This window comes from Paenibacillus sp. FSL H7-0690, assembly GCF_037980415.1.
Taxonomy (GTDB): Bacteria; Bacillota; Bacilli; order Paenibacillales; family Paenibacillaceae; genus Paenibacillus_AQ; species Paenibacillus_AQ odorifer.
Genome location: NZ_CP150281.1, coordinates 4,113,218 through 4,127,965, shown reverse-complemented (window position 1 = coordinate 4,127,965; position 14,748 = coordinate 4,113,218). Strand labels below are relative to the sequence as shown.

Annotated in this window: 13 protein-coding genes; 12 read left to right on the top strand and 1 reads right to left on the bottom strand. The window is 44.5% G+C overall.

Annotation, left to right across the window (positions count from 1 at the left end; genetic code table 11):
- Window positions 1–161 precede the first annotated feature (161 nt).
- From MHI32_RS18110 to MHI32_RS18100, 3 genes are all read left to right on the top strand, one after another.
- On the top strand, window positions 162–1,511 hold the full coding sequence (locus MHI32_RS18110; protein WP_076190970.1) for an extracellular solute-binding protein: 1,350 nt from the start codon (window positions 162–164) through the stop codon (window positions 1,509–1,511).
- Between the two features lie 84 nt (window positions 1,512–1,595).
- Window positions 1,596–2,534 (top strand): sugar ABC transporter permease, encoded by a 939-nt coding sequence (locus MHI32_RS18105; RefSeq protein WP_076129834.1) that lies wholly within the window; start codon window positions 1,596–1,598, stop codon window positions 2,532–2,534.
- A 1-nt stretch (window position 2,535) separates the two neighbouring features.
- Window positions 2,536–3,372 carry a carbohydrate ABC transporter permease gene (locus tag MHI32_RS18100; RefSeq protein WP_170914270.1) on the top strand — a complete coding sequence of 279 codons (837 nt, stop codon included), beginning with the start codon at window positions 2,536–2,538 and terminating at the stop codon, window positions 3,370–3,372.
- 78 nt (window positions 3,373–3,450) lie between these two features.
- On the opposite strand, the gene MHI32_RS18095 is transcribed toward MHI32_RS18100, so the two are convergent.
- Window positions 3,451–4,365, bottom strand: a complete 915-nt coding sequence (locus MHI32_RS18095) for a helix-turn-helix domain-containing protein (RefSeq protein WP_076129835.1) — start codon at window positions 4,363–4,365, stop codon at window positions 3,451–3,453.
- A gap of 173 nt (window positions 4,366–4,538) precedes the next feature.
- On the opposite strand from MHI32_RS18095, the gene MHI32_RS18090 reads away from it, so the two are divergent.
- From MHI32_RS18090 to MHI32_RS18050, 9 genes are all read left to right on the top strand, one after another.
- The gene (locus MHI32_RS18090; protein ID WP_339191234.1) at window positions 4,539–6,650 is read left to right on the top strand and encodes a glycoside hydrolase family 52 protein; all 2,112 of its coding nucleotides are present in this window, start codon (window positions 4,539–4,541) and stop codon (window positions 6,648–6,650) included.
- 184 nt (window positions 6,651–6,834) lie between these two features.
- On the top strand, window positions 6,835–7,689 hold the full coding sequence (locus tag MHI32_RS18085; RefSeq protein ID WP_076304449.1) for an AraC family transcriptional regulator: 855 nt from the start codon (window positions 6,835–6,837) through the stop codon (window positions 7,687–7,689).
- 138 nt (window positions 7,690–7,827) lie between these two features.
- Window positions 7,828–8,715: a hypothetical protein gene (locus MHI32_RS18080; protein WP_076182490.1), complete on the top strand. Its 888-nt coding sequence runs from the start codon at window positions 7,828–7,830 to the stop codon at window positions 8,713–8,715.
- 33 nt (window positions 8,716–8,748) lie between these two features.
- A complete protein-coding gene (locus MHI32_RS18075) occupies window positions 8,749–10,125 on the top strand; it encodes an extracellular solute-binding protein (protein WP_339187496.1) in 1,377 nt (458 codons plus the stop codon).
- A gap of 104 nt (window positions 10,126–10,229) precedes the next feature.
- Window positions 10,230–11,120, top strand: a complete 891-nt coding sequence (locus tag MHI32_RS18070) for a sugar ABC transporter permease (RefSeq protein WP_076277788.1) — start codon at window positions 10,230–10,232, stop codon at window positions 11,118–11,120.
- Window positions 11,121–11,204: 84 nt separating this feature from the next.
- Window positions 11,205–12,041, top strand: coding sequence for a carbohydrate ABC transporter permease (locus MHI32_RS18065; RefSeq protein WP_339191232.1), 837 nt, complete (start codon window positions 11,205–11,207; stop codon window positions 12,039–12,041).
- A gap of 12 nt (window positions 12,042–12,053) precedes the next feature.
- Window positions 12,054–12,914 (top strand): metallophosphoesterase, encoded by an 861-nt coding sequence (locus MHI32_RS18060; RefSeq protein WP_339187493.1) that lies wholly within the window; start codon window positions 12,054–12,056, stop codon window positions 12,912–12,914.
- Window positions 12,911–14,113, top strand: a complete 1,203-nt coding sequence (locus tag MHI32_RS18055; RefSeq protein WP_339187491.1) for a Gfo/Idh/MocA family oxidoreductase — start codon at window positions 12,911–12,913, stop codon at window positions 14,111–14,113. Before MHI32_RS18060 ends, MHI32_RS18055 begins: the two co-directional genes overlap by 4 nt.
- Window positions 14,114–14,115: 2 nt before the next feature.
- Entirely contained in the window at window positions 14,116–14,631 is a 516-nt protein-coding gene (locus tag MHI32_RS18050) for a GNAT family N-acetyltransferase (protein WP_339191229.1), read from the top strand.
- Window positions 14,632–14,748: the final 117 nt, after the last annotated feature.

Below are 14,748 nucleotides of genomic sequence, written 5' to 3'. Positions count from 1 at the left end.
TTTTACTTATTCTTAAATTCACCGCATATCCCGCTTAAAAAAGTTCATTCTAACTATTTATAAGGAATGCTATTCTATTAGCAACGGAAACGCTTTCGAGAGATGATGCGCACATCTTGCTTCAGTTTCCACGGTTCACTAAAAGGGGAGGCTATTATGATATGTACAAAAAAACAATGATGAAACTATCCGTATTGTTACTTGCCACAACAACAGTTTTGACTGCTTGCGGTGGAAATAATAATAATGCAGGAAGTAAGGCAACTAATACGCCAGCATCCGAGACGCCTTCAAATACACCGCAAGAGACCAAAAAAGAGGTTAGCTTTACGATAGGTTACGCCTCCGGAGATCCGGCCACCAAAAAAGCTATCTCAGATACGGTCAAAAAGTTTACTGCAGCTAATCCGAATGTCACTATTAAAGATTTGAGCGAAACTTCATCCGCTGCCTATCTTGACTGGCTGAAAACCAAGGATGCTGTGGGTGAATTCCCGGACCTGGTGGAAATGCGGGATACAGAAGTTTTTGCCGATGCGGGTAAGATTGTAGAGCTGCCTTCCGATCTGCTAGATTTGTTCGAAGCCCCTCCACAAGTGGATGGTAAGGTGTGGAACGCACCGCTGCAAGTGAACGCTCCCCAAGGGATTATCTACAGCAAAAAAGCATATGCGGATGCAGGGATCACCGAGCTTCCAAAAACCTATGACGAATTCATCGCCATCCAAGAAAAATTGAAAACATCAGGCATTACTCCGATTGTAGTAGGCGGAAAAGATATTTTCCATATGGGCTTTTGGGTTAACAAATTCCTGATTGATGAGGTCTACTCGAAAGATGCAGATTGGAACTCCAAACGTACCGCTAAAACGGTCAGCTTCACGGATGCTAATGTAGTTCAAGGCATAACGGACTTCAAAGAATTGTTCAAGAATTATGTAGATAAAGGTTGGCTCAGCACGGGCGACAATCAGACCGCTTCGATTCTTGTTTCTGGCAAAGCAGCACAATTGTACTCCGGTACGTGGATGTTTACACAAATCGCTGAAGCAGACCCGAACTTTGAATTTGGCTTCTATGCTCTTCCTGACCGTGAAGGGAAAATCAATGTCATAGGTCTTCCGTCACCTGCAGGCTGGTCTTTATCGGCTGAAGCCGCTAAGGATGCAGACAAAACAGAAGCCATCAAAGACTTTATCCGTTTCTTCTTCGCCCCAGAACAGTATTCGAACTATTTAGCAACGATAAATGCGATTCCTTCAACAAAAGAGAAAGTAACCTATGACACAAGTGAACAAATGCAGGTGGCTTTGGATCTTATTGCTGACCCGAATGTAGTGAAATCGTTGGCGATCAATAACTGGTGGGGAGACAATCTAATCCCTCCACAATTCCGTAACTGGTACTACAAGCTGTTGCAGGATCTCGTGGTAAAAGATGGAGATGTAGCGAAGTACATGAAAGATGCGGATACAGAGTATGACAACCAAGTGAAAGCTAATCAGATGTAAGAGCAGCGCCTGATCGAGCAACCTCTGCTGCTGCAGAGGTTCTCTTTTTAACAAGCGCGGTCTTTTAAGGGAGGGAGAGTAGCCATGGCTACATCCGCAGTAAATGCTGACAAGTCATTGATAGGCACTGTGCAGCACAAAAAGAAAAAGAAAAAATGGCAGTCCTACGCTCTGCTGTTCATATTACCATCATTTATTTTGTACACCTTGTTCGTTATCGTCCCTACGGTAGGCAGTGTCTATTTAAGCTTCACCTCATGGGATGGCATTAGCGACAACGTAAGGTATATCGGCTTCGCTAACTTTGTGGAAATTTGGAATAGTCCAAGGGTGCATAACGCACTGAAAAATACGATGATCATGACCATTTCACTTGTTGTTCTAGAGAATATTGCAGCAATTGCAATGGCAATGATGGTCGATAAGGTACGCTGGTTCCGGAATTTATTCAGAAGTGTATTTTATTTCCCTACGTTGCTTAGTGGGATCGTAATGGGTTTTGTCTGGGCGATGATCTTGAATTACAACTTTGGTGTATTTAATCAGATTCTGGAGTCTGTTGGGCTTGGAACCTGGATTGTGGATTGGTTAGGCAATCCTAAGTATGCGATGCTGTCGATTATTTTGTCTACCGTTTGGAAAGGCGCGGGGTATTATATGATCATTTATCTCGCTGGATTGCAAGGTATTCCGCAGGAATTGAATGAGGCGGCCAGTATTGATGGAGCAGGGGGCTGGCAACAGTTCCGGCATATTACCTTTCCGCTGCTTGCGGGGTCAATGACTGTATGTATGGTATTATCGATGATCAGCGCCTTGAAGATTTTTGATCAGATTGCCGTCATGACTGATGGTGGTCCGGGCTTTGAGACGGAGACATTAACTTATATTATTTATAAGGTTGGGTTTGGTGAATTAAGACAAGGTTTTGGTACTGCGCTGGCGATGGTCTTGTTCTTAATCATACTTATCATTACAGTCTTCCAAGTGAAGGTTCTCCAGAAGCGGGAGGTGCAGCTCTAAGATGACGATGCAGACACGCAAAAGAGTTGGGCAAATCGCACTTTTCATTGTTACATTATTAGTGGCTATTATCTTTTTCTTTCCTATTTTCTTTAATTTGATGTCAGCCTTCAAGAGTAATGCAGAGATTATGAAGGATGCCATTGCTTTTCCGAAAACTCTTTATCTGGACAGCTTTAAATATCTGTTAACCGAAACAGAGTTTCCACGGGCTATTCTGAATAGTCTGATTTTGACAGCAGTTTCTATTGCGGCACAGGTCTTAATTATTCCGATGGCGGGCTACGCAATTGAACGCAGAAATGCCAGATGGACTCGGTTCATGTTCGTTTACTTTTTAGCAGGAATGATGATCCCTTTTCAGGCGTATATGATTCCTCTGTTTAAAGAGCTTAGAATGCTGGGGTTATACGGCAGCCTTGCCGGTCCAATTCTAATTTATGTAGCCGGTGCGGTGGGTTTTGGATGCCTGCTGTATACAAGCTTCGTCAAAGGCATTCCTAGAGAAATTGAAGAAGCGGCGGAGATCGACGGATGTTCTCGTTATGCGATATTTTGGAAAATTGTTTTCCCGCTGCTAGGACCCGTCACAGCCAGTATGGTGGTCTTAAACGGACTTGGAATCTGGAATGATTTCCTGATGCCGATGCTGGTATTGCCTTCAGGACAGGCTAAAACTATGGTCGTGGAAATTTACCGTTATATCGGAGAATTCTCCTCACGTTGGGATATGATTTTTGCAGGAACAGCAATGTCGGTTGTGCCTGTGCTGATTGTGTTTATCGCCTTGCAGAAGTATTTTGTTAAGGGGATTGCGTCTGGTGCAACGAAGGGTTAATTCATAAAAAGGGATATATCCTGTAACCACTTAGTGGGCTGCGGGGTACATCCCTTTTTTTTGTATGCGAAACAATTACTAAAGCGTATTTGGATTCGCGGTTAAACGGCGGTAGCCCATTGGCGGGAGACCTGTCCAGCGTTTGAATTGCTTGCTGAAATGGGACACATCCCGGTATCCTAGCCGGTGGGCAACCGATTCGACAGATAGACTATTATCCATTAGCAGCAGTTTGGCGTGACGAATGATCAAGCGGGATAAATATTGTCTTGGCGACATGCCATAAATTTGGTGGAAAACACGATTGCAGTGAGTTGTACTGTATCCGAGTTTTGCCGCAATGTGCTCAATACCGCCGCCTCTTTCGCCTGTGCTTGCAGCGGAGGAGACAGATCCTTGCAGCAATCCTTCGATGGCGTTAGCTAAGGCGACGGTATTTTCCGTAGCTTCTGTATCTGCCAGGAGGGGCATCTCCGAAAGTACCCAGCCGCTGAGCGCGGTTAGAAGTTGCAGCGAAGCATGCAATGTAATCAGGCGATTTCTGTGTGTGTCCTTTGACTCTGACAGGATGGAAGAATTTATGATGACATCTAGAGCGGAACGAATGGCTCGCAGCTCCGGGGTATTCCCACTTAGACTAACAGCGTCTGCTGTTAGCAAAGCTCGCCGTAAAATCAGATCATCAATATCAAAATGTAGGCAGTAATAAGTCATGTCACGACTAGCATTCGAACCGAGGCTGCTATGTTCTACACCGGGACGAATGAACAAAATATCACCGCTTTGCTGGATAAAAGATTTATTGCCGACCGTCATATGTTGCTCACCCTGCAGTACAACGTTAATCTCAAACATAGGATGAGTGTGTACGGGATATTGCCAATCCGGATTTACTTTTCTCCAATGCGCGGCGAAGATATGGAAAGCCGCTTGGATGTCTGGAGACATCTGGCCATCAATAGAATTATGAAAAGCGGGATCATTCGAGATCATTTCAATCCTCTTTTACTGTAAAGTTTGGCTTCATTATAACATAGGTTTTTATCGATGTTTGATTTGCCCAAATAAAAGAAGGCTTTAACCCTGTTGTACTTCCGGAAAGATCGATAACATGGAGATATAGCCCGGAGGTATCCGGGACCATGCTGGAAGGAGTGTTATTATTTATGGCGCATAATCAATTTTTTAATGCCCATCATTCACCGATTGGTGCATTTGCGAGTTTCACTTTAGGATTCAAAGGAGCTAGTGGAGGTTTCGATCTGGAGATTGGAAAACCACCTAGACAAAATATATTCATAGGATTAGAACGTGCTGACGGGAAGGGATATGATACACTGCCATTTCATGAAATCGGGGGTGAGGACGAAAGCAAACGTTATGATATTGAGAATCCGGATCCTAATCCTGATAAGGAGAATATTCTGTTCCCTTTTCAAGAGCGTGAGATTTCCAGAGATTTTCATGTAGCCACAGACAGCTGGAGTGCGGGTGATTTGACCTTCCGGATTCTGTCCCCCGTTCGTTCTGTACCGGATCCAGAAACTGCCTCTATAGAAGAAATGAAGGATGTGCTGCTGCCTGCTGTGCTGGTTGAACTCGAAGTGGACAACTCCTCATCCGCAACCTCGCGCCGTGCATTCTTTGGTTTTCAGGGAACAGATGTGTATAGCGGAATGAGAAGACTGGATGATGTATCATCGGAGATTACAGGCGTTGGCCAAGGAAGATTTATTGCGATTGCTGCGGAAAAAGGAACTGCAAAATCCGCACTGCATTTCACGATGGAGGATATTCTAACGGAGGAGCTGCAGGAGAATTGGACCTTTGGACTGGGACGAGTCGGCGCTTTGATCATGGATGTTCCAGCCGGAGTAAAAGAAACTTACCGTTTTGCTATTTGTTTTCACCGTTCAGGTTATGTCACCTCAGGAATTGATGCTTCTTATTACTACAATCATTATTTCAACAATATAGAGGCAGTGGCTGAATATGCATTAGCTAGATTTGATATCCTTAAGCAAGAAGCGGAGCAAGCTAACGATAGATTTACTCATGATGACCTATCCGCAGATCAAACCTTTATGTTAGCGCATGCGATTCGTAGTTATTATGGCTCCACGCAATTGCTGGACTACAAGAATAAGCCATTTTGGATCGTCAACGAAGGCGAATACCGGATGATGAATACCTTTGATCTTACCGTCGATCAGTTATTTTATGAGCTGCGTTTGAATCCTTGGACTGTACGTAATGAACTAGATATGTTCGTGGAAAGATTCAGCTACGAAGATACGGTGCGTTTCCCGGGTGATGATACAGAGTATCCAGGTGGAATTAGCTTCACACATGATATGGGTGTAGCCAACGTAGTTTCACGTCCGGGATATTCTGCTTATGAGGTCTATGGCATTGATGGTTGTTTCTCACATATGACACATGAACAATTGGTTAACTGGGTGCTGAGTGCAGCAACTTATGTAGAGCATACAGGCGACCGCGGCTGGATGGAACGTAATCTGAGTATTATGGAGAAATGCCTGGATAGCATGGTAAATCGCGATCATCCAGATCCTGAACAAAGAAATGGTGTCATGGGGCTTGATAGCTCACGTACGATGGGCGGAGCCGAAATTACTACGTATGACAGTCTGGATGTGTCTTTAGGTCAGGCTCGTAACAATATTTATCTGGCAGGAAAATGCTGGGCTGCTTACTTGGCTATGGAGAAAATATTTGCAGAGCATGGGCGTGCGGAACAGTCCAAAACAGCAGGGGATCAGGCTGAAAAATGCGCCGCAACAATGGTGGCAAGTGTTACAGCAGACGGATATATTCCGGCTGTCATTGGAGAAGGAAATGACTCCAAGATCATTCCAGCTATCGAAGGCCTTGTGTTCCCTTACTTTACAGGCTGCAAAGAAGCTCTTGATCGTAATGGACGGTTCGCCGCCTATATTGGCGCACTCGACAAGCATCTGCATGCGGTGTTACAGCCGGGAGTATGCTTATTCGAAGACGGAGGCTGGAAAATCTCTTCAACCAGCAATAATAGCTGGCTCAGTAAAATCTATCTCTCCCAATTCATCGCCCGCAGCATTCTGGGACTGGAATGGGAGGAACGGGGAGCGGCAGCGGATCGTGCTCACGTAGCTTGGCTCACCCATCCGGAGCTTTCCATCTGGAGCTGGAGCGATCAGATTATTTCCGGTGAGATCACGGGCAGTAAATATTATCCGCGTGGCGTTACAGCGATTTTGTGGTTGGATGAGAAATAAGAGTAGATAGTTTCAATAAGTAGAAACGGAATATGCAAAAATACTAAGAGGGGGCTACCCCTCTTTTTTGCTGTTTCGAAGTATACACCTTTCGAATCTGAGAGGAAATTAATATAGCTTTTACAGCTCATTGACGCGGAGCGTATATAGGCTTGTTATATTGAGGGGAAAAGGGGGATGAAATATGAGAGAAATGGAAGAATCGTCCTTTACCACTACCCAGCCTGTTCTTGCAAGCGATACTTATGGTTGGGATAAGCTTCAGGTTTCACAATGGTATAGCCCGCAGCAAGCTTTCACCCCATCCTCGGAGTCAAAATATTTAATTGGGATTCACTGCACAGCCTACTACGAAAACTATTACACCATTCATATTAGCCCTTGTAATGAGAGCCTTCTTTGTCCTTGGGGCAGAACCTCGCTCTATTTTTTGAAAATTGAAATTACACCAGCGGTCATCGAAGAGATTGCTCGTGAATCAGGTTATCTGAAGGAAGGCCATATCCAATTGGACCGCAAATTTCATGTCAAGGATTCCAAGCTGCTGCAATTAGGGCTTTGGATGCTGGAGGAATTGCAGAATGGCGGTGCCAAAGGGAAAATATACAGCGACTCTTTATCAAATATGTTAATTATTCATTTGTTACAACACTATTCTTCTGTGATCCCCCAGCACTCAAACAGTAAAACGCCCGCCAACCAAGAGATATTTCAGGTCATTCAATTTATGCGTGAGCGGTTGGAAGATGAGATTCAACTGACTGATCTCGCAACCATGGCTAATATGAGCCAATCACATTTTATTCGGATTTTTAAACAACAGACAGGATATACCCCCCATAACTATTTAATCCGGCTGCGAATCGAACGTTCTAAATTTCTTATTCGTTCCGGGAAAATTGGGTTGAAGGAAATTGCGTCTCAGGTGGGTTTCGCCGATCAAGGACATTTTACTAGATTGTTCAAACGAGAAACCGGCCTAACCCCAAAGCTGTATGCGAATCAAAGCGCCTCCAAGCCTAATCATATGGTTTATTAATTTTATTCTTGTAAATGAGAGTTTTATTCAAGGAATGAAGTGTTTTGTTCAATTAGAGAGCTGCAGCCAGCTCCTATAATAAGGTTGAAGTAAGGCGTACAAATGCCGAACTACAACCTTATTAGGAGGAGAGAAAACATGAGATTAAAAAGATTATTCAGTCTGATTTGCGCGGGGGTACTTACGACCAGTTCTTTATCTTTAGTAGCATCTGCCACACCTGTCGGACCGGATAACCTAGTAAACACCGTGGTAGAGTCCAGCGCAGAGTCAACTTCAGATTCAATGATCACTGCTGGATGGCATGAAGTATCCAAGCAAACCTTTTGGTTACTAGATGCTCTTGAAAGAGGACAAGGGGTGGCTACAGACGGGAATTCATGGATCTTTAATTCCTCGTATGGGCTCTTACGGACTGGACTTGATGGAAAATCCGTAAAAGCAAGGAATGAATTGGCTATTCCACTGGAGATTGCCTCTCAAGGTGGAGACCATATCGGTGATATTTCCTACTATAACGGTAAAATATACGCTCCTATTGAAGACGGTAAAAACTATCAGCATCCTTACATCGCCCTTTATGATGTGAACACTTTGAAATATACAGGCACATCCTATGCTTTGCCGCTGAATTTGCATATTGGCGGTGTACCATGGGTAGCGGTGGATGCCGCTCGCGGTCAGGTTTATACAGCTCAGTGGAGTAATGCAAGCGTCTTGAATGTCCTTAGCCTCGACGATATGCATGTAATCACAACCGTTCCACTTTCCCAAAGCATTGATCGAATTCAAGGTGCCGAAGTGTACAACGGTATTCTATATGCCTCTACGGATAACGCGACCCAAACGGTTTACCAGATTGATCCGGAGACTGGAAACGTATCTGTGGCCTTTGATCGCAATCTGCCTAGTGGTACAGAGGCTCAAGGAATTGCTGTATTGCCCACCGCTGATGGTGCCCAGCTTCATATTCTTGATGTAGGCTCAAATCGTATTAGTGTGAACTTTCGCCATTATGCATTCTAATTCAAATCCAAGCGAAAAAAGGGGCTAACAGAAATGCTAAAGCAATCCAAAACCATTCTAACGCTATTATCCATTTCCATGCTAGCAGTAGCGGGCTGCGGTCAAGCCAATAACAGTACAGTTGAAGCCAAAGCGAAAACTAATAACGCTCAGCCTACAGCAATCGCAGCAACTCCTGAATCCACAGAGACTCCAGCTACTAAGCCGGTGGAGATTACCTTTTATTATCCGGTTAATGTGGGGGGGCCTCTTACTAAAGTAATCGATGGGATGGCTAATGCATTCATGGAACAGCACCCGGAAATTAAGGTTAATCCCGTGTACACAGGCAATTACGGTGATAATACCGTAAAAATCCAAGCGGGTGTACAAGCCAAACAGCCACCGGATGTCGCGGTCATGATGTCAACAGAGCTATACAGCATGCTCGATATGAATGCGATTGTTCCGCTGGATGATTATATTGCGAAGGACAAGGACATTCAAATGGAAGACTTTTATCCCGCCTTTGTGGAGGATACTCAGTCTGAAGGTAAAACGTACAGCCTGCCCTTTCAGCGAAGTACGATTGTTATGTATTACAACAAAGAAATGTTCAAAGCCGCAGGACTTGATCCAGAGAAGCCACCCACTACATGGGATGAGCTTGTAACCTATGCTAAGAAGCTGAACAAAGACGGTCACGTTGGGCTGGAAATTCCGGGCAATGATGATTCGTATTGGATGTTTCAAATGCTTGCTCGGCAAAATGCTTCTGATCCGAAGCAAAACATAATGTCTTCCGATGGCAAAAAAGCGATGTTTGATACACCGGAGAATGTGGAGGCATTGCAATTCTGGTTGGATTTATCCCATAAATATAAGGCGATGCCGGAAGGTGTTATTGATTGGGCTACGGTTCCAACGGATTTCATTCAAGGTAAAACAGCCATGATGATGCATACAAGCGGCAACTTGACCAATGTAAAAAATAATGCGAAATTCGAATTCGGTGTAGCGTTCCCACCTGCACAAAAGCAATTTGGATCACCCACTGGTGGCGGCAATCTGTATATTTTCAAGGACACATCTCCTGAAAAACAAGCTGCAGCTTGGGAATTCGCCAAATACATGACGGCTTCGGAACAGGCGGCCCTCTTCAGCAGCTCATCCGGTTATGTTGGCGTAAGAAAGTCCGCTTATGATACAGATGCAATGAAGAAATATACGGCGGATTTCCCGCAAGCATTGGTTGCAAGAGACCAGCTGGAATATGCTTTCCGGGAATTATCCACTCATAATCATGGTAAAGTATCGACGGCAATAACGAATCAGATTCAAGCGGCATTGGCAGGAGAGATTGATGCCGCAGGTGCGCTCAAAAAAGCGCAAGCAGAAGCAGATCAGGCACTAGCTCCCTTCAATAAGTAATTATTAAGGTATGGGTTACGCCAGGACAGCCTTGGTAGCATGTTCTGGCGTCATTCCATTATTCAATAATCGTAGAAACCTTTAACAGGGAAGGATTGAATGGTATGAATGCCGGATGGAGTGAGAGGCTTAGACGAAACGGATTCGGCTGGGGACTTGTGTTACCTTCGCTGCTTTTTCTTTGCTTGTTTACTTATTACCCTATGTTTAAATCGCTTTGGCTCAGCTTTTATGAGAAAAACTTAGCAACTCCTGAGCCTTTGTTCGTAGGATTTGAGAATTACGCTAATCTATTGCATGACCATGTTTTTTTGAAGGTGTTCAGTAACAATATATGGTTCGCTCTTGGCACAGTACCAACCTCAATAGTTTTGGCTTTCTTGATGGCACTGTTTGCCGACAAAGCGATAAAAGGGCGGGGACTGGCACGTCTTTCCTTTTTCTATCCGAATATGATCCCAATGATCGCGGTGGCGAACATTTGGTTGTTTCTGTATACCCCTCATTTTGGGCTTTTCGCCAGACTGGCTTCTTGGATCGCAGATCAGCCTGTGAATTTGCTGGGAACACCTGATACGGTGATGGGCGCATTAGTCATCATGATGATTTGGAAAGAAGCCGGATATTTTATGATTTTTTATTTAGCAGGAATGCAGCAGATTCCTAAGGATTTATATGAAGCGGCTGCAGTAAGCGGAGTCAGTACGTTCACTTCCATTCGTAGAATCACAATTCCACTCACGATGCCAACAACATTGTTCGTGGCTGTTGTGGCGATAACGAATTCCTTTAAGCTGGTTGACCATCTCTGGATTATGACAAAAGGCGGCCCGAACAATGCAAGCAACCTGCTGCTTTATTATATCTACGAGTCCACTTTTAATTTCTACGATCAAGGAATGGCCGCATCGATGACGGTGGTCATGATCGTGTTGCTGCTCCTGATTTCCTCTTTGCAGTTTTTTGGCTGGGATCGGAAAATCCATTATGAATAGGAGGTGGATTCCATGGAGGATAATCCATTAAAGCTGCCCTTAGTATTAAGGCAGAATACACGTAAAGCTTTAGAAGAGGAGTGTATGTTGAACTCAGAAAGAACGAAGCGCCGAATCCAGCAGATACTATGGCATGCGGTTGGATTTACTTTTGCCGCGGTCTGGATCATTCCCTTCCTATGGGTGGTCAGAACGGCTTTTTTACCTAAAGACGTCGCTATCGATTCGGGCTGGTCTTGGGGCTTTACGTTCGAGAATTTGATTCATGTCTGGAATGGAGCGCCTTTTGGACGATTTTTAATGAATACATTGCTGGTGTGCGGTGTTGTGCTAGCTGTGCAACTCGTTACGATGACAATGGCTGCTTATGCGTTCGCACGAGTACGTTTCTTTGGAAAAGAGCTGCTATTCCTGTTATTTTTAGTGCAAATTATGGTGCCGCCGGATGTTCTTATCTTTTCCAACTATCAGGTGTTGAACGAAATGGGTCTGCTGGATACCAAGCTGGGGATTATGCTGCCTTACTTTGCCTCCTCCTTTGGAGTGTTTCTCTTAAGACAATCCTTTAAGCAATTACCCTATGAGCTCGATGAAGCTGCCCGGGTGGAAGGCGCCTCACGGCTGCATATTCTTTCCAGAATCTATGTCCCACTGTCACGCCCGATTTATGTGTCCTTTGCCATCGTGTCGGTCAGCTTTCATTGGAATGATTTCTTGTGGCCGTTAATTGTAACCAATTCAGAGGAAAATCGCTTGTTAACTGTAGGATTGGCCATGTTCGCAAAAGCCACGGAATCAGGCGCACAGTGGTCTGATGTCTGCGCGGCTACGCTGATTGTCTCGGCACCCTTAATGATTGGATTTTTATTGTTCCAACGGCAAGTGATAGGTAGTTTTATGAGCTCTGGCATTAAAGGTTAGGAGGAGGCATTTATGAGGCTGGCGATTATCGGAGACTTACATTATCCGGACGAATTGTTAAACAACAAGGTTTTGATTAAAGAGGCACGAGATGCTTTTTACGAGCAATTTATGAATCTATTTTTGTCCATCCCAGCCGATTATCATATTTCTGTGGGAGATATGGTGCATGCAGGAGAATTTAGCGAATTTAATTATATCATGGGTAAGATTAAGGACAGCAAGCATTCCAGGCGTTTTCTACATGTTCTTGGCAATCATGATACGTACACTTATCCTAAGCAAGAAATCCTTTCCGTCACCCGGCAGCAGCGATACAGTGTGATTGAAGAGACCCATGCGATCATTATATTGCTGGATACCGCACGGGAAAATCGTGACGATTGGAGCGGAACGCTTGATGATGAACAGTTAGCCTGGCTCGAAGCACAAATGAAGCGGACTACAGATAAGCCACTATTCGTCTTTGGCCATCATCCCTTGTATAATACGACGGCTAGATCAACTGAGCCAATGATGTCACTGGATCCCAGCTTGGATATTTGGCCGATATTGAAGCAATGGCAAGGTGTGGGTTTCTATTTCAACGGGCATAATCATGTGCATTCTATCGTTAGACAAGAAAACTGGCATTTCATTCAAACGGCCTCCATTCTGGATATTCCTGCTGCTCGAATTCTCACTGTGCTTGAAGATGAGATCCGGTTAGAGATGGTGAGTCTGGCGAGCGAGCAATTAAGTAAATGGTCTTCATTATTTACCCTCAGCATTTTTGATTATGAAAAATATCCGCAGGCTGAAGGGGAGGCGAGAGATCAGGAACTAATCATCAATCGACTTCAAAGGGACAGAAAGCAGGTGGACCAGCAATGAATCGCCAGCCAGTAAGATTAGCCATCGTAGGCGGGAATCGCGGGGCCAGTTTTATGAATGCACTATACTCTCTATCGGATCGGATACATCTGACCGCCACTTGTGACTTGAATGAGTGGGTGCTTAATCAATGGAAAGAGAAATTTCCGGACATCCGAACGTATCGGGATTATCATGAAATGTTAAAAGATTCGGCAATTGATGCGGTGTTTATCTTAAGCCCCATGCATTTGCATGCCAGACAATCTATTGATGCTTTAAAAGCGGGTAAGCATGTCCTAAGCGAAGTGATTTCGATCCAATCTTTAGAGGAAGCTTGGGAGCTTATCGAAACTGTTGAACAAACTGGACTTAAATATATGATGTCTGAAAATTACTGCTTCTCGCGCTCCAATCTGACGATTAAACATATGGCGGATCAAGGCATGTTCGGTGAAATTACTTATCTGGAAGGCGGATACATCCATGATTTACGTCACTTGACTCATCATCCGGATGGATCTCTGACTTGGCGGGGGCAATTACATCAGCATTATAACGGGATCAATTATCCGACGCATTCTATAGGTCCAGTTGCCCAATGGATTAATCTCAAAAAGCCTGATGGAGATCGATTAAAAAGCATCTCGACTTTTGTTTCTAAATCAAGATCCTTACAATATTATTTTGGAGAGCATTATGGAAAAGATCATCCGGCAGCGCGTGAAGGTTTCTGGCGGCAAGGCGACAGTGCGGTTGCGGTCATCCAAACGGAAAAGGGTGTACTGATTGAGCTGCGTGTAGACTGGAGCTCTGTACGACCTCATAATAAAACTCATTATTTGCTGCAAGGAACTGAAGGGGCGTATATTACGGGCCGCCATCAGCAAGAGGAAGATTTGATCTGGTTCAGGAATCTTTCGCCCAAAAATATAGAGAATGGAGAGGAATTGTGGGAGCCGTTAAGCAGCTATCAGCCACTTTATGATCATCCAACATGGAAAAAATGGGGCGAATACGCTGCTGGGACGAAACATGGCGGAGGTGATTTTATGGTGCTTGAGGAATTCATTTCCGCGATTCAGGAGGATCGCACCCCTTCGGTGGACGTATATGATGCCGTTACTTGGAGCTCTGTGTTTACATTATCTATGGAATCTGTAGAGATGGGTGGGAAAGTTATAGCTTTTCCTGATTTTAGATCGATGGTGAGAATTTGACGGTGGAACAGGCGCTTTCCAAACTTGTAATGAAAAAAGAAATGCTGTCCGACTTGCCTGCTTTTCATTGCCCCGCTGGGTATCGGCTTACGTCCTTCCAGCCGGAGGACGAGCGAAATTGGGAGGATCTTATCCGTCATTCTTTTACGAGAGAAGTTAAATTCGTAGATAAAATCAGTGATCATGTACCCTTGTATTCGGATCGCTTGTTGTTCATTTGCCGCGGGGATCAGCCTGTAGCGACAGCTACGGCCTGGGAATTAAGCAGTGGAGACCCTAAGCGCTGGTACTTGCATATGGTTGGAGTGCTTCCGGAATATTCTGGCAAAGGCCTCGGTTATGCTGTAAGTCTTGCTGTTTTGCACAAAATAAGAGAATCAGGTGGAGCGGCAGCCTCTTTAGAAACCGATGATTTCAGATTGCCCGCCATCCGTATTTATTTGAAATTAGGATTTCAGCCGGTGTACTTAGACGATAGTCATCCTGGAAGGTGGGACCGAATCCTGCAAAGGCTTTGATTTTGATAATGATTAATGCTAGGGATTAGGGGGGCTATACGCCTCCTTATTTCATTCTGGCACCTACGGAAGAAACTTGATTCAAGAATTAACTTGTCGGTATGACTATAGGTGGGA